The sequence below is a fragment of the Mycobacterium shunyiense genome (genome assembly GCF_058270075.1).
Genome location: NZ_JBZDPU010000016.1, coordinates 37,176 through 56,371, shown reverse-complemented (window position 1 = coordinate 56,371; position 19,196 = coordinate 37,176). Strand labels below are relative to the sequence as shown.

Below are 19,196 nucleotides of genomic sequence, written 5' to 3'. Positions count from 1 at the left end.
GGATGTCTCGAACGTTCGCGTTGTGTGCGGCGGCCCTCACCGTGGTTGCCGCACTCAGCACGAGTGCCTGTGCGCACGCCGACCCCGAGCCGGTGCCGCAGGGACCGTCCGAAACCACGGCGCCTCAACCAGACTCGTCGTGCGCCGAGAACCTGGACGGGGCACTGACCCCTGCCGATCCCGCACAGACCGGCAACAACCGGCGTCTGTTGCAGTGCACGGCCGGGAGCTGGCAGACGTTCGGCGGCCCCTATCCCTCGTCGGATCGCTGGCTGACCGCCGGGCCCGAGGTGATCCTGCACGGGCAGGGCAGGCGAAACCCGGAAGCCCGGGCGGGCACCTGGACAGGGACCCCGCAGACTGCCGAGGCCCATTGTGGCGCCGAAGTTGTGGATGTCCTGGGCGCAGGCAGGACGTCGGAGCCGCAGACGTTCAGCGCAGACCCGGGCCAGTCGCTGACGATCGAGGTCAGCGACCACATGTTCACGACGAAGCTCAGCGGCTACTGCCTTTGGGCGCGTAGCTGACGAGCTACCCCACGCCCCTGTTCAGCCAGGACACCTCGGCGCCGTCGCCGCCGTTGCGGTAGGGCTCGAGCGACTCGTCCCATGCGGTACCCAGCACGGTGTCGAGTTCGGCTGCCAGCATGTCGGCGCCGCCGGCCATGAGGGAACGCAGCCGCATCTCACCGACCATCACATCACCGTTGGCACTCATCGCACCGCTCCACAGACCGAGGTGGGGGGTGTGGCACCAGCGGTGCCCGTCCACCCCGGCACTGGGGTCCTCGGTCACCTCGAAGCGCAGCACTGACCAGGAGCGCAGGGCATTGGCCAACTGCGCCCCGGTGCCGACGGGCCCAACCCAGTTGGTCACCGCGCGCAACTGGCCGGGCATGGCCGGTTGCGGCGTCCACTTGAGGTTCGCCCGCGCCGACAGGGTCGACGACAACGCCCACTCAACATGCGGGCATACCGCCGCGGGTGAGGCATGGACATACACCACGCCCGTCGCCGCGTCGGCGAACTGGTTCGACGCACGCATCTGCTACTCCTTCGGATACGAGGGACGTCTTCCCCAACGGCCTGGTATTCCGATCGAGCATGCAGTTGTGTGTGCCGCGCGTGTCTATTGTGCCCTGTGTGGCCAGTGTTGCGCTAGTGTGTCCCGTTTTCTCTCAGCACTCCATCAGATATCGCAGGCCACAGCGGGTAGGTCCAGTCGCCGAAGTCGCGGTCGGTGAGCACCACCAAGGCCAGGTCAGCGGCCGGATCGACCCATAGGAACGTCCCCGACTGGCCGAAATGCCCGAACGTGCGCGCGGAGTTCGCCGACCCCGTCCAGTGCGGCGATTTTCCGTTCCGGAGCTCGAAGCCCAGCCCCCAGTCGTTCGGCCGTTGCACCCCGAAGCCCGGCAACACCCCGTCGATCCCGGGAAACTGCACTGTCACCGCGTCGTCGTGCAGCTGCTGCGACACCAACGCCGGGCGGAGCAACTCCCGGGCGAATGCCGCCAGATCCCCGACGGTCGATACACCGCCGAACCCGGCGGCCTGCGTCCCGCCCAACAGAGTGGACTTGGTCATCTGCAGCGGCGCGAAGACCGCCTCGGTCAGATAGCTGGCGAACTCGATGTCGGCGGCATCCTCGACAGCACGCGCCAGCAGTTCGAATCCATAGTTCGAATAGATCCGACGCTGCCCCGGCCTGGCGAGCACCTCGGCCGAGCGCATCGACACGCCCGAGGCGTGAGCCAACAGGTGCCGGATCGTCGAACCGGGCGGGCCCGCCGGAGTGTCGAGTTCGACCGCGCCCTCTTCGATCGCGATCTGCGCGGCACGGGCGACGAGCGGTTTGGTCACCGAGGCCAACGTGAAGGGTTTGTCCAGATCGCCATGGCCGGCCATCACACCCGAGGGGCCGACCACTGCAGCAGCCGCTGTCTCGACGGGCCAGGTATCGATAACGCGGAGGACTTCGGCGGCGCTCATCGACACCAAATCTATCGGGCACGCCCCAGACTCCGGGACAGCAACTCCTCGACCATGCTCGCCGCCACCGCATCCACGTCGGCGACCAGGCGACGCAGTCCGACCACCCGCCGGACCAACTCCCCCGGATCGGGGTTCGCAACCGCCGAGAGCCGGTGCACGTCGAGGACCGCGCGGTAAGCCGACTCCGATGAGTCCGGTTCGGTGGCCTCACACCACTGCTGCATCGACTGCGTCCACGACGTCAACCGATCACCTGCGCCCTGGCGGTGCGCCAGGCTCAACGCCCGGCGGTACACATCTGCCGCCCATTCCACCGGCACCGGCTCATCGAGCACCGGCAGCAGCACCTGATCGAGCGCCTGGTAACCGGCCGGATCGCCTGCAGCGGCGGCCGCCACCCCGCCGAGCGCCCGCGCCAGTGTGGCCAAGGCGGCGTCGTCCAAGTTCTCTGCAAGGACGGACAACCGCCGCGTCTCAGCGCCGAATCGGTCGTTGTCGCCGGTATCGACCGCCGTCGCCGCGAGTAGGTATGCCAGGTAACCGTGCGCGGTGGTCTCCGGGACGCCGTCCAGCAGCATCTGCGCCCGCTGCCCCCAACTGCCGGCCAGCGACACGTGACCGCGAGCCAACCAGGCCAGGCCGAGTTCGGCCGCCTTCATCGCGGCCTGCACCTGGTCGGTGCGCAGCAGCCGGGTGTGTACCTGTTCGTTGATCCGCACCGATTCGCGGCCATGACCCTGCCGCCAGGCCGCCGCGGCGTACACGGCAAGATCGTCGGTGTCGAGGGACAGCACGCCGTCGACTCGGCTGAAGGATTCGTAGCTGGTACGCCAGTCATTTCGCTGATACGCAGAGCGTGCGACCACGAGCAGTTGGGTTCGATCGTCGACCACAACCCACGGTAACGCGCGGACGCTCCACCGGGCCGAGATTCAGTGGACGACGAGATCCGGCCACTAATTGGACACCTGTCCGGTTTGCATTAGGTTATAGGCATGAGCCAGACGGTGCGTGGTGTGATTTCTCGGTCCAAAGGTCAGCCGGTCGAACTGGTCGACATCGTCATCCCCGATCCGGGTCCCGGTGAGGTGGTGGTCGACATCATCGCCTGCGGCGTGTGTCATACCGACCTGACCTACCGCGAGGGCGGCATCAACGACGAATACCCGTTCCTGCTCGGCCACGAAGCCGCCGGCACCGTCGAATCCGTCGGTGAAGGTGTGACCCACGTCGAGCCCGGCGACTTCGTGATCCTGAACTGGCGCGCGGTGTGCGGGGAATGCCGCGCCTGTAAACGTGGCCGCCCGCACCTGTGCTTCGACACCCACAACGCTGCGCAGAAGATGACGTTGACCGACGGCACCGAACTCACCCCGGCGCTGGGTATCGGCGCGTTCGCCGACAAGACCCTCGTCCACGAAGGCCAGTGCACCAAGGTCGATTCCGAGGCCGACCCGGCCGTGGCCGGCCTGCTGGGCTGCGGTGTGATGGCCGGCATCGGCGCGGCGATCAACACCGGTGCGGTCACCCGAGACGACACCGTCGCCGTCATCGGCTGCGGCGGTGTGGGAGACGCGGCGATCGCCGGTGCCGCCCTGGTCGGCGCCAAGAAGATCATCGCCGTCGACACCGACAACAAGAAGCTGAACTGGGCCCGCGAGTTCGGGGCCACTCACACCATCAATGCCCGTGAGCTCGACGCGGTGAAGACCATCCAGGACCTGACCGACGGGTTCGGTGCCGACGTCGTGATCGACGCGGTCGGCCGCCCCGAAACCTGGAAGCAGGCGTTCTACGCGCGCGATCTGGCCGGCACCGTGGTGCTGGTCGGTGTCCCCACCCCGGACATGACGCTGGAGATGCCGCTGGTCGACTTCTTCTCCCGCGGTGGGTCGTTGAAGTCCTCCTGGTACGGCGACTGCCTGCCCGAACGTGACTTCCCCACCCTGATCTCGCTGTACCTGCAGGGCCGGCTGCCGTTGGAGAAGTTCGTCTCCGAGCGCATCGGGCTGGATGCGATCGAGGATGCGTTCCACAAGATGCACGCCGGACAGGTGCTGCGCTCGGTGGTGGTGTTGAAGAAATGAGCGGGCCTTCGCAAATCCAGCGGGTAGTCACCAGCGGCAAGTTCGAACTCGACGGCGGCAGTTGGGACGTCGACAACAACATCTGGCTCGTCGGGGATGACAGTGACGTCATCGTGTTCGACGCCGCCCACACCGCCGCCCCGATCATCGAAGCCGTGGGCGGCCGCAACGTCGTCGCAGTGGTCTGCACCCATGGCCACAACGACCACATCACCGTTGCGCCCGAACTGGGCAAGGCACTGGACGCACCGGTGCTGCTGCACCCCGCCGACGAGATGCTGTGGCGAGTCGTGCACCCCGACAACGACTTCCGCACGGTCGAGGATGGTCTCGTGCTGAAGGCCGGCGGCCTCGAACTGCACGCCCTGCACACCCCCGGACACTCCCCCGGCTCGGTGTGCTGGTCGATCCCCGAACTGGGCGCGGTGGTCTCCGGCGACACCCTGTTCCAGGGCGGCCCGGGTGCCACCGGTCGGTCGTTCTCGGACTTCCCGACGATCCTGGACTCCATCTCCAAGCGACTGGGGATGCTGCCCGGAGAAACCGTCGTCTACACCGGACACGGAGACACCACCACCATCGGCGACGAGATCATCCATTACGACGAATGGGTTGCACGCGGGCATTAGCCCTTGCGGCGGGAAGCGAGTCGATACCCTGACTCAATGGTCGACAGGCCAGTTCGCACCGCGGTGTTGCTTTGCGTGGCACTGCTGGTCTCGATGGCCTGTTCGCCTTCGCCGCCCGAGCCGATGCCGCCACTGCCCGGCACGACCGCCCAGCCCACCACCGGCCAGGCAGCCATTCCGCGGCTGGGTGTCTCGGGAACGTCGCTCACCCTCGATGGCAAACCGGTGTGGCCGATCGGCATCAACGCCTACCAGCTGGCCACCAACTGGTCTGTCAATGCTGGATGCGGCGCACAGGTTGATCTCGACGCGTACTTCGGCAGCCTGCCGGCGCATTCGGTGACGCGGTTCAACGCCTACTCCAGCTTCGCGGTGAACAAATACACCGGACAGCTCGATTTCACCGCGCTGGACGCGGTGTTCCGGGCAGCCGAGCGTCACGGCCAACTCCTGATCGCTGTGCTCACCAGTGACGACGGCGGTTGCGAGAACGACTATTTCAAGGATTACGACTGGTACGCGGGCGGCTGGCGCACCGAGGTCTCGCACGGTCTACCGATGACGTTCACTGCGTGGCTGGACACCGCCGTCAAGCGCTGGGGCGGCTCGCCATCGGTTGCCGGGTGGACGGCAGTGGGTGAACCCGAACCGTCCTACTGCCTGGATCACACCTGCCATTGGACCAAGCGCAGTTGCCATGCCACCGCCCCGGAAACACTGCGCGCGTTCCTGGACATCTCCGGGGCCCGGATTCGCGAATTGGATCCTGGCGCCATCATCTTCAGCGGTCACGCCGGCGGTGGGCAGTGCGGGTCGGCGGGAGACGAGTTCGAGATGGTGGCCGCCTCCCCCGGCGTCGATGTGCTCGAGTACCACTACTACGAGCAGATGGACTATCTGCCCGGAGACCCTTACGACGGGCTACAACGCCGCGTCGCGCAAACCCGTGCCGTAGGTAAGCCGTTGTTTGCCGCCGAGATCGGCATGGAGGCAGGTTCCTGTGCATCGCTGCGTGAGCGGAAACAGGTCCTCGGCGGGGCCATCGAAAAGATGCACGCATTCGGGGCCGCAGGAGCGATGTTCTGGGCTTTCGTGCCGGATCCACGGCCCAGCGAATGCACCCTCGACATCGGTCCCGCCGACCCCTTGCTGTCTATGATCGGCAACACCCCCGGGTAGAGAGGTTGCGATCACGCTGAGCCAGTTCCTTACCGGCAGGCGTCGACCCGCCCATAGTGGCACCCATGACGAGTTCAGATGGGCGGACCGCAGCGGTGATCGGTGCGGGACAAACCGGCGTGACGGCCGCCCTCGGGCTGCTGGACAACGGATTTGCGGTCACCCTCTACAACGACCGCGATCAACGCAGTTTGCGTGATGACGTTCCGGCCACCGGCACCGCGCTGATCTTCGGGGAGGCCCAGCGGGCCGAGGAGTCGCTGGGTCTGAACACCTATCTGGCCACCGCCCCGACCTTGACCGGGGAAAGTGTGCGCGTGGTGGACGGTTCCGGTCCGGACCGGTCGGAGGAGATCGCCTTTGACGTCGACTTCGACGGCTTCGTCGGGCTCGCGGTGGACACCCGGCTCAAGGCCGATGATCGGCTCACCTTGTTCCAGCAGCGCGGCGGAACGTTCGTGGTCGAGGCTGTAGACCCGGTGCGCCTGGACGAGATCGCCGCGAGTGTCGACCTCACGCTGGTTGCGACCGGCCGCGGTGGGTTGTCGTCCCTGTTTCCTGTCGACGCCGAGCGCTCCGCCTACGATCGGCCGCAGCGCAGCCTGTTGACGGTGACATTGACCGGTTTACCCTACGGTCCTGAGGTTTTCGCCCACCGCAGCGGCGCAGGGGGCCGCCACAGCGCCTTGACTGTGGTCTCCGATCAGGGCGAGGCTTGGTGGGGTGGGTACCTGCACAAGGATGCCGGACCGACCTGGGCGTTCCTGGGCTGGGCCCGCCCCGGTAGCGAGTGGGAGCACCGGTTCGCCGGCGCCCACGACGCGCAATCCGCGCTCGACATCGTCACCGCCCTGCACCGCGACTTCATCGACTGGGACCTGCCCGAAGTCGGTGAGCTCAGGACCATCGAGGCCGATCCGCACTCGTGGCTCAAAGGCGCCGTCACCCAGGTGGTGCGTGGCGGGGTGGGCCGCACCGCCAGTGGTCATCCAGTGGCCGCGCTGGGCGATACCGCGGTGTCTTACGATCCGATCGCCGGTCAGGGCGCACAAGGCGGCCTGATACAGGCCGCAGTACTGGTGCGCAAGGCAGCCCAACATGACGGACCGTTCGACGAGGCTTGGCTGCGCAACGCATTCGAGGATTTCTATGCGGACCGGGCACGGGCCGCGCAACTGGTCACCCGGTTGTTCCTGTCCGATCCCGAGCTGGCCGAGTACGGCAACCTGTTCTTCGCGGCGGCGCAGGGCAGCCCGCGGTTCGCCTCGAAACTCTATGGGCTGCTGAATGATCCGAGGCCGGTCGAACGTCTCGACTCGGTGGCCGCCGCCAAGCAGCTGATCACCGAGTTCTCCGGTGAGCCGGCTGACGCGTTACTGGAGCGGTTCGTGCCGGTCGGATCCTTCCAGCGCTCCGGCCTGGTGACGCGGGCCGCCTAGCCTCAGCTCCCCAGGATCCGGCGCTTCTCCGCTTCGAACTCGACCTCGGTCAGTGCACCGGTATCACGCAGGGCAGCAATGGTTTTGAGCTGTTCGAGCCGGACGGCCTGATCGTCGGGAACCTGGGATCCGGAATATGTCGGGGTGTACGTCGGGGTGCCGGTCGGTGCGTACGTCGGCGGGTAGCTGGGTGGCGGAGTCGGCCGCTTCCCCGAACGGAGGCTCCACATGATCGACAGGCCGAGCGCGACAGCGGCCAGCACCGTCATCCCGATGAAAGGCCACATCACCCAGTAGTAGGGACTGCTGTGCCCGAATGTCAGCCTGGGATTCTGAGACTCGAAGACCGAGGCCTTGGCGTCGATACGGTAGGTCCCTGCCTCCTTGATGTGGGCGGTGAAGACCCGCACCGTGATTTCCCGGTTGGTCTTCGATGAACTGCTCATCGAGTCGGTGATGAGCGGTGTGGCCACTCCGGCCGGCGGGGTGATGGCCAGTTGGATCGGAGGCACCATCACCCCCTTGCCGCCCACGGTGAGGGTCGTGGCGCGGTAGGCGATGTCCACGTCGCCGGCGGGCAACTCCAAACTCGCCGAGCCCGGGATCGGCACCTCGCCGTAGGCATCGTCATCTGCGATGACGAACGCGTTCACCATCACCGACGCGATGATGCCGAGAACACCGATCACCAAGGCGACGACGGACACGATGATCGCCGTCCGCGGGGCGCCCCCTCCGTTACTCATCGCCGAAGTGTGTCATAGCCGGTCGGTAGCGGGTTACCGTCGGGGTATGCCTCGCGACGACACGCAGAGCACCGAGACCGCCCGACCGGCACGCCGGTTGGCGCTGCGCTATTGGGTGGCGTTGATCTTGGTCGCCCTGGCCGCGATCTTCGTCGCGCAGAACCGTGATCGGGTGGGTGTACACGTGCTCTGGGTGACCGTCGAGTCGCCGATGTGGTTCATCTTGGTCATCATTTTCGTCATGGGCGTACTCATCGGACTGCTGCTGCGTCGGCGACGGCGAACCTGATCATGGCCAGGCCGCGCCGAGCCACACCCCGCCCGCACACCGCCGGAATGAGTTCGGCGATCAAGCTTCTCGAGCTCGCGGCGCACACGGTACCGATCCCGGCAGCGCCTCAACCCGTCGTCATCGCCGACTACGGAGCCGGCACCGCGCACAATTCGATGCAACCGATCAACGCCGCCATCGCGGCGGTGCGCAGCCGCACCCGACCCGAGCACTCGATTCTGGTGACGCACACCGATGTCGCCGACAACGACTTCTCCACGATGTTCCGGATTCTGGAGGAGGATCCGGAGTCCTATCGGTACAGGGATTCGGCCACCTTCAGTTCGGCGATCGGCCGGTCGTTCTACAGCCAGATCCTGCCGTCGAACAGCGTGCACCTGGGCTGGTCGGCCTGGGCGGTAGCACGACTGAGCAAGGTGCCGATGCCGGTCGCCGACCACGTCATCGCGGCCTACAGCAACGACGAGCAGGTGCGCGCCGCCTATGCCAGGCAGGCAGCTCACGATTGGCACGAGTTCATCGCCTTCCGCGGCCGCGAACTGTGTCCGGGTGGTCGCCTGGTGGTGTTGACGACGGCAGTGGACGACGACGGTGATTTGGGCTACCGCCCGCTGTTCCGCGCCGTCGTCGGTGCGCTGACCGAGCTGATTGCCACCGGTGTGGTGAGCGCCGAGGAGGCGACGCGGATGTCGTTGCCGATCGCGGGACGGCGTGCCGTGGATTTCACCGCACCGTTCGCCCCGTCGGGGCGGTTCGAGCGGCTTGAGATCCAGCACGTCGAACTGATCGAGGCGGAGGACCGAATCTTCAATGCTTACCGCAGCGACAGGGACGCAGGCGCTTTCGGCACTCGCTGGGCCGACTTCCTCAAGTTCACGGCATTCGCCGATCTGGGGGCGACGCTCGAGGGTGGCCTCGACCGGTTGCCGGTGTTCTACGACCGGCTGCATGCGGGCATCGCGGCGCGGCTGTCCGCCGAGCCCGAGGAGATGCGCATCCCGATCGCCGCGGTGGTGTTGGAGAAGCGCCGGCCGAGCCAGTGATCAAACCGGCGACCAGGCCGGTAGGGCCGCGTCGATCAGATGCGGTCCCGGCTCCGCCAGCGCCGCGCGGAACTGGTCGGCAATCTCGTCGGCCGTGGTGGCCCGGGTGGCCGGAACTCCGAATCCCTGTGCTATCGAGGCGAAGTCGATGTCCGGACGACTCAGATCAAGCAGTGAACGCGACCGTTCCCCGTTGGCCTGAGTCCCCACCCGCAACAACTCGAGCTGCAGGATGGCATACGCGTGGTTGTTCAGGATCACCACGGTGACGTCGAGCTGTTCGCGGGCCATCGTCCACAGGGCCGAAATGGTGTATGCGGCACTGCCATCGGACTGCAGGGCGATGACCGGTCGGTCCGGCGCGGCGATTGCGGCTCCCACCGCGACCGGCAGGCCCTGTCCGATGGCGCCGCCGGTCAGGGTCAGGACATCGTGGCGCGGAGCGGTTGCAGTGGCCGCCGGCAGAAACACGCCGCTGGTGTTGGCCTCGTCGGAGATGATCGCGTTCTCCGGCAGTAGCGCCGCGATCACCTGCGCCAGGTTCTGTGGATTGAGCGGGCCGGTGGGCAACTCGGTCGGGACGGGCGGCGGCGGGGCGGGTAGTTCACCGCCCAATTCGTCTGCCAGTGCGGCCAATTCATGCACCGACAGAGCACAGACCTCGGCACCTTCGGGCACCAGCACACTCGGCTTGCCCGGATAGGCGAAGAACGACACCGGCGATTTCGCGCCGACCAACACCAGATGCGTTGCCCCGAAGAGTTGTTGGGTGGCCTGCTCGGCCAGGTAGCCGAGCCGCTCGATGGGCGGTACGCCCCGTCCGCGGGCCAGCCGGGCCGGAAAAGTCTCGACCAGCACGCGCGTCCCGGTTGCCGCGCCGATCTGCGCCGCGGCCCGTAGACCCTCCGCGTGGGTCGCAGCACCGCCCAGCAATACCACCGCACGCTCCCCCTGGGTGCGCAGCAACTCGGCCGCACCGGCGACATCCAGGAGGCCCGCCGGTCCGTCGCCGACTGGATGTCCGATACCTGTGTCGGGCAAGGTGTTCTGCGGCGCGCTGCCCCAGGAGTAGTCAGCAGGCAGGACCAGGGTGGCGACACGTCCGGGCGTGCCAGTCGCGCTCTGCACCGCACCGTGCACGGCGGCATCGAGGTCGGCGGCCGATTCGGGCCGGTGCACCGAACCGCCCGTCCAGTACCCGAGCGCATCGATGTCAGACTCCAGCGGCGCGTCGAGCGGTTGATGGTAGGTCGCATGATCGCCGACGACGTTGACCACCGGAGTGAACGCGCGCCGGGCGTTGTGCAGGTTGGCCAGACCGTTGGCCATCCCTGGACCGAGGTGTAGGAGGGTCGCCGCGGGAGTGCCGGCGATGCGGGCGTATCCGTCGGCGGCTCCGGTGGCGACGCCTTCGAACAGACACAGCACCGGACGCATGGCCGGAGCGGCATCCAGCGCGGCCACGAAATGCATCTCCGAGGTGCCCGGGTTGGCGAAACACACGTCGACGCCCTCGGCCAGCAGCCGGTTCACCACCACTTCGGCGCCGGTGCTCACGAGACGCTCCCCGCGCCGTTTTCAGTTTTCTGCCAGCCGTTGTGCACCCGTCCATCTTGGTCGGCAGCCGTTCGGGATGCCACTACCAGACCTTGACTGATTATCAGTCAGTCTGGCACCGTGGGTCTACATCGTCCACATCGGGTCGACATCCCCACGGGCTGAGCGGAGCCAGACCATGCGACACCGCGGAATCCACCTTTCCGGCACGAAGGCTGTGATCACCGGCGCATCGAGCGGGATCGGACGCGAGCTGGCGCTGGCCCTGGCGCAGCGGGGCGCGACGCTGGCGCTCGCGGCCCGCCGCAAGGATCTGCTCGACGACCTCGCCGACGAGATTGCGGGCACGGGAGTGCCCCGCCCCGCCGTACTCCCCGTCGATCTGGCCATCCCCGGTTCCGCAGTCGAACTCGGCCGCCGGGCCCTGGATGCGCTCGGCGGGGTGGACATCGCGGTCAACAATGCCGGCACCAACTTGACCGGAGCGCAATCGCTCGTGGCTGACTCGGCCGCCGCCCGCGCCGTCTTCGAGGTCAATGTCTGGTCCCCGCTGGCGCTCACCTCCGCACTGCTGCCGGCCATGCGCGCGGCCGATTCCGGTGTGATCGTCAACGTCACCTCTACCGTTCAGGCCGTGCCACTCCCCCTGCTCGGTTATTACTCCGCATCCAAAGCCGCTCTGGCCCAGGCGACGAAGTCGCTGCGGCTAGAGCTGGCCGGGACCGGCATCCGGGTGGTGGAGGTGGTGCCCGGTGCGACCGACACAGCGCTGCGCGACATCGACGAGCTGCCGTGGAAGACCACCCCGCCACCGACGTTGCCGCCGGTGGCGCCCGCGTCCACCGCAGCGGCCATCGTCCGCGGGCTCGAGCGCGGCGCCCGCCGGGTCGTCCATCCACGCTATTCGCTTATCCCCCTGGAGGTTCCAGCCTTGGGTCGGATGCTCGCCACAGTGGGCGGCCGGCGGGTCGATACCCGCGGCGCACTGGCCGGGCCAATTCGGTGAACACGCAAGCCAAGTCGACCGATCGGCATCAGCTCATCATCGATGCGGCCCGGAGACTTTTCGCGACACGGCCCTACGATCAGGTCACCACGGCACAGGTCGCCAAGGACGCCGGTGTGGCCTACGGCTTGATCGCCCACCACTTCACCAACAAGCGTGGCCTGTATCTGGCGGTGATGAACGAGATCGCCGAGGAGATCGCTGCGGTTCAGACCGCCGCCGCACCGCCGGGTGCGAGCCTGGCAGATCAGTTACGCCATGCCCTGCGCAGCCATATCACCCACATCGATTCGTACTCGGGCAGTTTCGTCGCGCTGCTGCGTGGGGCGCTGGGCGCCGATCCCGAACATCAGTCGGCCGTCGAACACCTCCGATGGTCGGGAGCTCAACGCATCCTGTCGGCCCTGGGTATCGCCGAGCCCGTCGCGCCTGGCCTGCGCATCGCCATGCACGGTTGGATCGGTTTCCTCGACGAGATGATGATCGACCGCATCACCCACCGCGACGTGGACATCGAGGTCCTCGTCGACCTCGCCGCTGCCGCGTTGGCCGTTACGTTGCGCACCGCGGCCACACTCGACCGCTCCATCACTTACACCTCCGAGGCGACGGCGGCCATCGACGCGCTCACGCGAGGCTGATCCGGGCGACGCCACTCGCGCTCGGTCGATAGGCGTCCGGTCGGCAAGTCTTGCCGGGCGCAACTGATGAGATTTCCCGGCAAACGCACCCTCCGACGGGCTCGCACATTCTACGATGCGCTTACTTACGATACCGTCAATTCAAGATCACAAGGGAGTTCCCATGTTTCGCGCCTTTCTCCTCGCAGCAGCCTTGATCGGCGGCGCCATCGGTGTGGCCCCCATGGCACAGGCCGACCCGCCGTATCGTTACTGCAAAGACGCCTACGCGGACGGCAAGTCCAACATGACGACGGACGATCCCGGCTATGCCTCCCACCTCGACAGCGACGGTGACGGCATCGCCTGCGAGAAGAAGTCCTAGCGGGTCATGGCATCGACAAGCGCGATCCGCGTTGTCGGTGTCGTAGTGTGCCTGTTCGCCCTCATCACCCCTCTGCCCGCCTCGGCCGACCCCATCGCCACGACAGCAGTGGTGCTGCGAGTGGTCGACGGCGACACCATCGACATTCGCGACGATGTGCGGGGCCGACTTCGCGTGCGAATCCTGGGTATCGACACGCCTGAGACCAAGAAGCCCGGCTACACCGTCGGCTGCTGGGGCCCGGAGGCGACGGAGTTCGCGAGGTCGAACATGGTCGGACAGCGGGTGGCACTTCAGCCCGATCCGACTCAAGACAGAACCGATCGATATGGGCGCACCCTGGCGTACCTGGTCCGCGCCGACGGTTGGGATTACTCAGTGGAGGCCGCGCGGGCCGGGATGGCCCACGCCTACGTGTATGGTCACCGCCCCGTCACCCGCTATGACGCCATCTCGGCGGCCGAAAACGAAGCGCGACAAGCGCATCGCGGCCTGTGGGGTCCACCGTGTGACGGCAATACCGAGTCGGTTCCGCGCTGAGCCTCAGCCGCCGGTGTGACCGCCACCGGGTGCCGGCACCCATGGCAGGCCAGGGATCGTCGGATACGGGGCGGTCGGACTCCACGGTGCGTGCGTCGTGGTGGGCGCCTGCGTGGTGGTCGGCGGTTGCGTGGTGGTGACGGGCGCTTCGGTGGTCGTCGGCGGCGCTTCCGTGGTCGTCGGCGGGGGCGGTGTCTCGGCGGGCGGCGGGTTTTCCGTCACCGGCGGCGCCTCGGGGGCCGGCTGCTCCACCGTCTGCGTCACGGTGTGCGGGGCCGGCGCCTCGCGGATGACGGTCTGCGGCGCCTGGTCATTGTCCGGTTGGTCGACCGGCGTTGCGGGCGCCTGCTCATCGGGGGCTGCGGTGCTCGACGTCACCGCCTTGGAGGTGGACGCCGGACGGGTGGGCTCGTCACTCCCCATGATGCTCACCAACACCGCGACAACACCGACCAACACCGCGGCAGCGCCGGCACCCAGGATCACGGGCGGCCGCCGATACCAGGGCCGGGCTGCGATCTCGTCGCGTTCGGTCAGCTCCCGCTCACCGAACTCGAGTTGCGGTCGCGCCGTGGTCCGTCCGCCACCCGCAGCGTCCAAACCGGTATCGAAGTCGGCCCCGTAGTCGTCGCCGTACTCTTCGACCCGGTAGTCATCGACCGGCGCGACGTCGGGCACGTTCTCGGCGTCGGACCAGGCCAACGCCTGTGGCGCGGCGGGAGGTTCGGGCGCCACCAGGGCCGCGGCCTGCGTCGGCGGGGCCGCTGCGATGGAGGCCGGGGCCATGGCCGTCTTCCCGTCCTCCACGGTGCCGCGCACCGCGATGAGACCACCGCCGATGGCCGGGGTCAGCTCCGGCTGGGCCGCCGTGATGACCGGTACGCGCAGATGTTCGGACAGCGTCGTCGTGATCGCCGGGATCCGGGCGCCGCCGCCCGTGGACGCCACCGCGACGAGTTCGCCTGGGCGCAGCCCAGTGCGTTCAATCGCGCCCTGCAGGACCGACATGAACTCACGCAGTGGTTGGGCAATCACGTCATCGAGTTCGTTGCGGTTCAGCCGCACGTCGCTGCGATGGCCCGGGAGTTCGGCGACCAGTGCCGTGACGGATTCGGTGGACAGGCGCTCCTTGGCCCGCCGGCACTCGGCGCGCAGGCGGCCCAGGGACCCGATGGCCGATGTGCTGGCCAGGTCGATCGTTCCGGCCGCCGACAGGTCGTTCACCACGTGGGTGAGCAGTCCCTGGTCGATCAGGTCGCCGGACAGGTCGGGGTGCCGGATCGTCGGTGCGATCGGCTGAAAGCCCCGGTCGGCGTCGGCGAGGGTGATGCTGGTGCCGCTGCCCCCGAAGTCGCACACCGCGATCACACCGCGCGTGGGCACCCCGGGGTTGTCCTGCAGTGCGACCAGCGCCGCCTTCGCGTCGGGCACCAGGGCCGGATCTCCGAAGCCGCCGACGGCGGCGAGTTCGGCGCGCAACGCCTCGACCTGGTTGGGCCGCCAATGCGCGGGGTGGGTGACCGCGATCGGATCGGCCGGCGGGCGTCCTCCGGTCAGCGTGCGCAGCAGCGCCGCCAGGGCGTCTGCCAGCGCGGCCTCGCCCCGGTGTGACGAGCCGTCAGGGGCCAGCATCCCGACCGGGTCGCCCACCCGCTCGACGAAGTCGGTGAGAATCAGACCGCGTTCGTTCAGGTTGGGGTTCTCGCTGGGTACCCCCACTTCGGGAGCCCGGTGAGGGAAGAGCGTCAGCACCGGCGACCGCGTCACCGCGGCGCGGCCCACCACTACCGCTGTGAGGTTCGTCGATCCGATCGACAACCCGATCCCGTCAGCCATGTCACCCCGTTTCGAGAAGGACCCTATCCGGTATTCCATCTCGTTTGACGCGGCGGGCGTTACCTAGCGAATGGTGCCAAACCCAGGAATCAGAGGTAGATCCAGTGGAGTCACCCAGCCGGGCAAATGTTCATTCACCGCAGGCACGGCATTGAGCGCGCGCAGTCCGGTGGCCAGGCAGCCCGCGGCAGCGGCATCGCGACCGGAACCGTCGGTGAACCGGAACGCGGTCTCCTGGGAGATGCTCGGGGTGCCTTCGATGTCGACGCGGTAGACGTCGTTGTCGTTTCCGGATGGCCAGTCCGGTGCGGCGTCCAGGCCGATCCGGTTGACGTGTTCGAGCTGGATCCGGGTCTCGCCGCGGTATACACCGTTGATCGTGAACCGCACCGCAGCGACGTTGCCGGCCGGGATGATGCCCTTGGCGGACTTGCGTTCGTCGGGGGTGATCCACTTGTCCCACGTGGTGGTGATCTCGTCGAGTTCGATCCCCGCGGCGTGCGCGATCATCGGAACCGTTGCGCCCCAGGCGAAGATGAGGATGTCCGGGGTTTCGAGCAGGGCCCGGTGCTCAGGCGGTCTGCCGATGCCCATCTCGAATTCGTAGTCGCCCGTGTAGTTGGTGTAGTCGAGCAGTTCCGAGGCCCGCACCTGGCGTACCTCCGAGCACAGGCCCATCAGGGTCATCGGGAACAGGTCGTTGGCGAAGCCGGGGTCGATTCCGGTGGTGAAGCACGACGCCCCGCCTGCCTCGCACGCCTCGGTGATGGGCTCGATCCAGTTGGGCGGGTTGAGGTGCATCTTGGGCCACACCCACGGGGTCATCGCGGTCGAACAGACGTCGATACCGGCCCGCAGGAACCGGGTGATGACGTCGATGTTGACGTCCGCGTGGGCCGCCGTGGGACCGTAATGGACCAGCGCATCGGGCTTCAGCGCGATCAGCGCGGCGATGTCGTCGGTGGCGGTGACGCCGATCGGAGCGCCCAGACCGCAGATCTCGCCGACGTCGCGGCCCACCTTCTCCGGATTGCTGACACCGACGCCGACCAGCTCGAACAGCGGATGCCGCATGATCTCGGCGATCACCATGCTGCCCACAAACCCGGTGCCCCAGACCACAACTCGTTTCGTCACGGCGTTCACCTTAGGTGTACTACCTACCTCCCCGTGGCGGTTCCGGCCAGCCCGTCGACAGATGTGCGCGCCGTGATACCAGTCACACCGGGCATCGATGTCGCCCGGCCGCATGTCCTTAGTAATCGATCGGTTTCGCACAGCTTCGAACTCACGACGAGAGGGACTCCGATGAGCACAAACACACTGGCCGGACGACGCGCACTGGTGACCGGCGGATCCCGTGGAATCGGCGCGGGAATCGTGCGACGGCTCGCCGCCGACGGTGCCGCGGTGGCCTTCACCTATGGGGCCTCAGCCGCCGAGGCCGACAAACTGGTCGGCGAGTTGAGTGCGGACGGCGCGAAGGTCGTCGCGATCCAGGCTGACAGCGCCGATCCAGCGCAGGTGTCCAGCGCCGTCGAAGAGGCGGTGGGCGCGCTCGGCGGATTGGACGTATTGGTCAACAACGCCGGAACGGCGTACCTGGCACCGATCGACGACTTCCCGCAGGAGCAGTTCGACCGGCTGGTCGCCATCAACATCGGCGGGGTGTACTCGGCCATCCGCAGCGCGGTCAGCCATCTCGGTGAGGGATCCCGGATCATCAACATCGGCAGCATCAACGCCGACCGGGTACCCACCGGTGGGACCGCCGTGTACGCCATGACCAAGGGCGCGGTGTCCTCCCTGACCCGCGCCCTGGCCCGCGATCTCGGACCCCGAGGTATCACCGTCAACAATGTGCAACCCGGTCCGATCGCGACCGATCTGAATCCCGACGAAGGTGAATTCGCCGATGTCGTAAGGCAAACCACCGCGCTGGGCCGCTACGGGCACACCAGCGACATCGCCGCCGTGGTGAGCTTCCTGGCCGGCCCGGAGTCAGGCTACGTCACCGGGGCGAACTGGAACGTCGACGGCGGCTTCACCGCCTGATCGCTCACAGGTTGATCGGGTCGGGCCGTTGCGGTTTCCTGGATGTGTCCTTCAGCGTGGACTTGAATTGCATTGCGCGGTATGGCCATCCGGTGTCGGTGCGCCACTGCGAGACCACCAGCCCGACACCGCCGGTGACGCCGAAGCGCGAGCCCGGCAGCAGATAGCCGCCGTACAGCTGGGCGACCTTGCTGTCCGCCTGGTCCTCGGCGTCCCACGACGATCCGGTGATCGGTGTCTGAACCGGGGTGGTGTACATGTTGGCCACTGGCGAGGACACCACCCGGTAGCCCAACGCATATGAGGACGCCAGGAATCCGCCGAGGACCCATCGACCGGGGGCGGTGCGGCGAAAGGTCAGCTCACCCCAGTGCTCGTCGGGTGGGGTGATCGGGGTGGCCTGGGTTCCCCACTGCCAGCGCCCGTTGACGAACCCCCAGCTGGAGTACTGCGACCGCCGGCCGATCTGGTCGGGCCGCACCCGCATCAGGATGATGCCCTTGTCGCGCTGAAATCCGGTCGCCACCACGTATACCCAACCATCGTGGGGGTCGAAGTCCCAGGACCAGCATTGCGCGTGACCATCGTGCAGATCTGCCGGGAACTTCGCCTGCTCCCCCATATGGGTCCAGGACACCCCGCTGTCGTCAGAGCGCCAGATCTCGGTCCAGATGACCGTGCCGAAGCCATGGTTGACGATCGCGTGTAGGTACAGCGAGTCGCCGACGCGCAGCAGATCCGACGGGATCACGGTGCTGATGCCGCCGCGCCGCCATCCGGATGCCTCGTCGTCATGGAGGTAATCCCACAGTTGCCGCGCATAGGCGGGGTCAGGTCCACCGGCGGTTTCGTAGACGATCTCGTGGTTGGCGTCGCCGGTGCCGATCAGTACCACCGGTGAACGCCAGTCGCCCTGCCCGACGCGGCTGCCGGAGAACGTGTCACCGAACACCGACACCAACTTGCCGTTGGGGGCGATGATCGACGCGCCGAGATCGGTGGCGGTTACCCCGAACCGGTCGGTGCGTCCCGGCCCGGTGATGTCGACGACCTTGCCGTCGATCAACGGGACGGCACCGCTCACATGCACAAGCGCAGGCCCCAGGTCTGACAATTCAGCGGATAGGTGTCGACCGGAATCTGCAGCGGCCGGTCGTACTTCAAGCTGAACGGAAAGGTGTGGATCGCCGGCGCCAACGTGCCGCCACAGGCTTCGTTGTTCGCGACGCTGCGGGTGCCGGTGAGTGCGATGTCGTCGAATTTGTAGGTCTCGTTGGTCGGCGCCCAACTGCCATCCGAGCACTTGATGCCCTCGAGCACCGCAGTTGAATAGACCCACTGTCCGCCCGTCAGCCGGGCATCGCCGCCCTTGGTGCCGCGGGTGGTTTCCACGTGCAGTCGGCACGCCACCGCCAACTCCAGCGGCTCGCGCAGATCACCGACGGTCGGGACACAGGACGGCCAGACCGACCAGGACTCGTGCGCGATGCCCTCCTGCGTGTAGTTGTAGATGCCCTGCATGAGCGGCTCGGCCTGTGCAGGAGCTGCAACCCCCAGGCTGAGTCCGATTCCCAGGGTCGACATCAGGGCGGTCGCGGCCGCCGTGCGCTTGAAGGTCACAATGGGTGAGTATCGCAGTCTTCATCAGCGTCGTCACCGGTATGGGCCCATACGCGTCAATCTGGACCTGCCTGACGGCCCCAGCGGGTGAGCGCACTGGCGGATCGCCCGCGGTGATCCTGGAGAAATCGTGACCACACGACCAGCGGTGAGAACGTTGGCAGCAGT

22 protein-coding genes are annotated in these 19,196 nt (G+C 67.2%); 13 read left to right on the top strand and 9 right to left on the bottom strand.

From position 1 onward, the window contains the following. Positions 1–2: 2 nt before the first annotated feature. On the top strand, positions 3–527 hold the full coding sequence (locus AC4ELH_RS20270; protein ID WP_448443326.1) for a hypothetical protein: 525 nt from the start codon (positions 3–5) through the stop codon (positions 525–527). A 4-nt stretch (positions 528–531) separates the two neighbouring features. Here AC4ELH_RS20270 and AC4ELH_RS20265 read toward each other — a convergent pair whose 3' ends face one another. The 3 genes from AC4ELH_RS20265 to AC4ELH_RS20255 all read right to left on the bottom strand — a co-directional run bounded on the left by AC4ELH_RS20265 (position 532) and on the right by AC4ELH_RS20255 (position 2,887). Next, positions 532–1,044, bottom strand: a complete 513-nt coding sequence (locus tag AC4ELH_RS20265; RefSeq protein ID WP_064931052.1) for a DUF3145 domain-containing protein — start codon at positions 1,042–1,044, stop codon at positions 532–534. Positions 1,045–1,157: 113 nt separating this feature from the next. Further along, on the bottom strand, positions 1,158–1,991 hold the full coding sequence (locus AC4ELH_RS20260) for a serine hydrolase domain-containing protein (RefSeq protein ID WP_448443328.1): 834 nt from the start codon (positions 1,989–1,991) through the stop codon (positions 1,158–1,160). Between the two features lie 11 nt (positions 1,992–2,002). After that, positions 2,003–2,887, bottom strand: a complete 885-nt coding sequence (locus AC4ELH_RS20255) for a chemotaxis protein CheY (protein WP_448443330.1) — start codon at positions 2,885–2,887, stop codon at positions 2,003–2,005. Positions 2,888–2,989: 102 nt separating this feature from the next. Between AC4ELH_RS20255 and AC4ELH_RS20250 the strand changes: the two genes are divergently transcribed. From AC4ELH_RS20250 to AC4ELH_RS20235, 4 genes are all read left to right on the top strand, one after another. Then, on the top strand, positions 2,990–4,081 hold the full coding sequence (locus AC4ELH_RS20250) for an S-(hydroxymethyl)mycothiol dehydrogenase (RefSeq protein WP_498886286.1): 1,092 nt from the start codon (positions 2,990–2,992) through the stop codon (positions 4,079–4,081). Then, positions 4,078–4,710, top strand: coding sequence for an MBL fold metallo-hydrolase (locus AC4ELH_RS20245; RefSeq protein ID WP_064960905.1), 633 nt, complete (start codon positions 4,078–4,080; stop codon positions 4,708–4,710). Before AC4ELH_RS20250 ends, AC4ELH_RS20245 begins: the two co-directional genes overlap by 4 nt. A 36-nt stretch (positions 4,711–4,746) precedes the next feature. Then, entirely contained in the window at positions 4,747–5,889 is a 1,143-nt protein-coding gene (locus AC4ELH_RS20240) for a beta-mannosidase (RefSeq protein ID WP_448443336.1), read from the top strand. Positions 5,890–5,954: 65 nt separating this feature from the next. Further along, the gene (locus tag AC4ELH_RS20235) at positions 5,955–7,328 is read left to right on the top strand and encodes a styrene monooxygenase/indole monooxygenase family protein (RefSeq protein WP_448443338.1); all 1,374 of its coding nucleotides are present in this window, start codon (positions 5,955–5,957) and stop codon (positions 7,326–7,328) included. 2 nt (positions 7,329–7,330) lie between these two features. Here the strand turns inward: AC4ELH_RS20235 and AC4ELH_RS20230 are convergent, their stop codons facing one another. Beyond that, positions 7,331–8,074, bottom strand: coding sequence for an SHOCT domain-containing protein (locus tag AC4ELH_RS20230; RefSeq protein WP_448443340.1), 744 nt, complete (start codon positions 8,072–8,074; stop codon positions 7,331–7,333). Between the two features lie 46 nt (positions 8,075–8,120). Between AC4ELH_RS20230 and AC4ELH_RS20225 the strand changes: the two genes are divergently transcribed. Further along, positions 8,121–8,363 carry an LPXTG cell wall anchor domain-containing protein gene (locus tag AC4ELH_RS20225; protein ID WP_064878050.1) on the top strand — a complete coding sequence of 81 codons (243 nt, stop codon included), beginning with the start codon at positions 8,121–8,123 and terminating at the stop codon, positions 8,361–8,363. A gap of 47 nt (positions 8,364–8,410) precedes the next feature. Continuing rightward, positions 8,411–9,409, top strand: a complete 999-nt coding sequence (locus AC4ELH_RS20220) for a class I SAM-dependent methyltransferase (RefSeq protein ID WP_448443342.1) — start codon at positions 8,411–8,413, stop codon at positions 9,407–9,409. Here AC4ELH_RS20220 and AC4ELH_RS20215 read toward each other — a convergent pair whose 3' ends face one another. Then, positions 9,410–10,966 (bottom strand): acetolactate synthase large subunit, encoded by a 1,557-nt coding sequence (locus tag AC4ELH_RS20215; protein WP_448443344.1) that lies wholly within the window; start codon positions 10,964–10,966, stop codon positions 9,410–9,412. 178 nt (positions 10,967–11,144) lie between these two features. Here AC4ELH_RS20215 and AC4ELH_RS20210 point away from each other — a divergent pair, with 178 nt between their 5' ends. From AC4ELH_RS20210 to AC4ELH_RS20195, 4 genes are all read left to right on the top strand, one after another. Beyond that, positions 11,145–11,972: an SDR family NAD(P)-dependent oxidoreductase gene (locus tag AC4ELH_RS20210; RefSeq protein ID WP_498886281.1), complete on the top strand. Its 828-nt coding sequence runs from the start codon at positions 11,145–11,147 to the stop codon at positions 11,970–11,972. Beyond that, positions 11,969–12,613 (top strand): TetR/AcrR family transcriptional regulator, encoded by a 645-nt coding sequence (locus AC4ELH_RS20205; protein ID WP_448443348.1) that lies wholly within the window; start codon positions 11,969–11,971, stop codon positions 12,611–12,613. Before AC4ELH_RS20210 ends, AC4ELH_RS20205 begins: the two co-directional genes overlap by 4 nt. Before the next feature lie 163 nt (positions 12,614–12,776). Next, positions 12,777–12,977, top strand: a complete 201-nt coding sequence (locus tag AC4ELH_RS20200; RefSeq protein ID WP_448443350.1) for an excalibur calcium-binding domain-containing protein — start codon at positions 12,777–12,779, stop codon at positions 12,975–12,977. 6 nt (positions 12,978–12,983) lie between these two features. After that, positions 12,984–13,517 (top strand): thermonuclease family protein, encoded by a 534-nt coding sequence (locus tag AC4ELH_RS20195; protein WP_448443352.1) that lies wholly within the window; start codon positions 12,984–12,986, stop codon positions 13,515–13,517. A gap of 3 nt (positions 13,518–13,520) precedes the next feature. On the opposite strand, the gene AC4ELH_RS20190 is transcribed toward AC4ELH_RS20195, so the two are convergent. Both AC4ELH_RS20190 and AC4ELH_RS20185 read right to left on the bottom strand, forming a co-directional pair. Next, positions 13,521–15,353 (bottom strand): Hsp70 family protein, encoded by a 1,833-nt coding sequence (locus AC4ELH_RS20190; RefSeq protein ID WP_448443354.1) that lies wholly within the window; start codon positions 15,351–15,353, stop codon positions 13,521–13,523. Positions 15,354–15,416: 63 nt separating this feature from the next. Continuing rightward, the gene (locus tag AC4ELH_RS20185) at positions 15,417–16,490 is read right to left on the bottom strand and encodes an NAD(P)H-dependent amine dehydrogenase family protein (RefSeq protein ID WP_448443356.1); all 1,074 of its coding nucleotides are present in this window, start codon (positions 16,488–16,490) and stop codon (positions 15,417–15,419) included. A 171-nt stretch (positions 16,491–16,661) separates the two neighbouring features. Between AC4ELH_RS20185 and AC4ELH_RS20180 the strand changes: the two genes are divergently transcribed. Then, a complete protein-coding gene (locus AC4ELH_RS20180) occupies positions 16,662–17,408 on the top strand; it encodes an SDR family oxidoreductase (protein ID WP_448443358.1) in 747 nt (248 codons plus the stop codon). Between the two features lie 4 nt (positions 17,409–17,412). Here AC4ELH_RS20180 and AC4ELH_RS20175 read toward each other — a convergent pair whose 3' ends face one another. Further along, positions 17,413–18,492, bottom strand: coding sequence for a glycoside hydrolase family 183 protein (locus AC4ELH_RS20175; protein ID WP_064878068.1), 1,080 nt, complete (start codon positions 18,490–18,492; stop codon positions 17,413–17,415). Beyond that, on the bottom strand, positions 18,489–19,028 hold the full coding sequence (locus tag AC4ELH_RS20170; RefSeq protein WP_082941463.1) for a hypothetical protein: 540 nt from the start codon (positions 19,026–19,028) through the stop codon (positions 18,489–18,491). Before AC4ELH_RS20170 ends, AC4ELH_RS20175 begins: the two co-directional genes overlap by 4 nt. 5 nt (positions 19,029–19,033) lie before the next feature. Here AC4ELH_RS20170 and AC4ELH_RS20165 point away from each other — a divergent pair, with 5 nt between their 5' ends. After that, a complete protein-coding gene (locus tag AC4ELH_RS20165; protein WP_264010623.1) occupies positions 19,034–19,162 on the top strand; it encodes a hypothetical protein in 129 nt (42 codons plus the stop codon). The last annotated feature ends 34 nt before the right edge of the window (positions 19,163–19,196 follow it).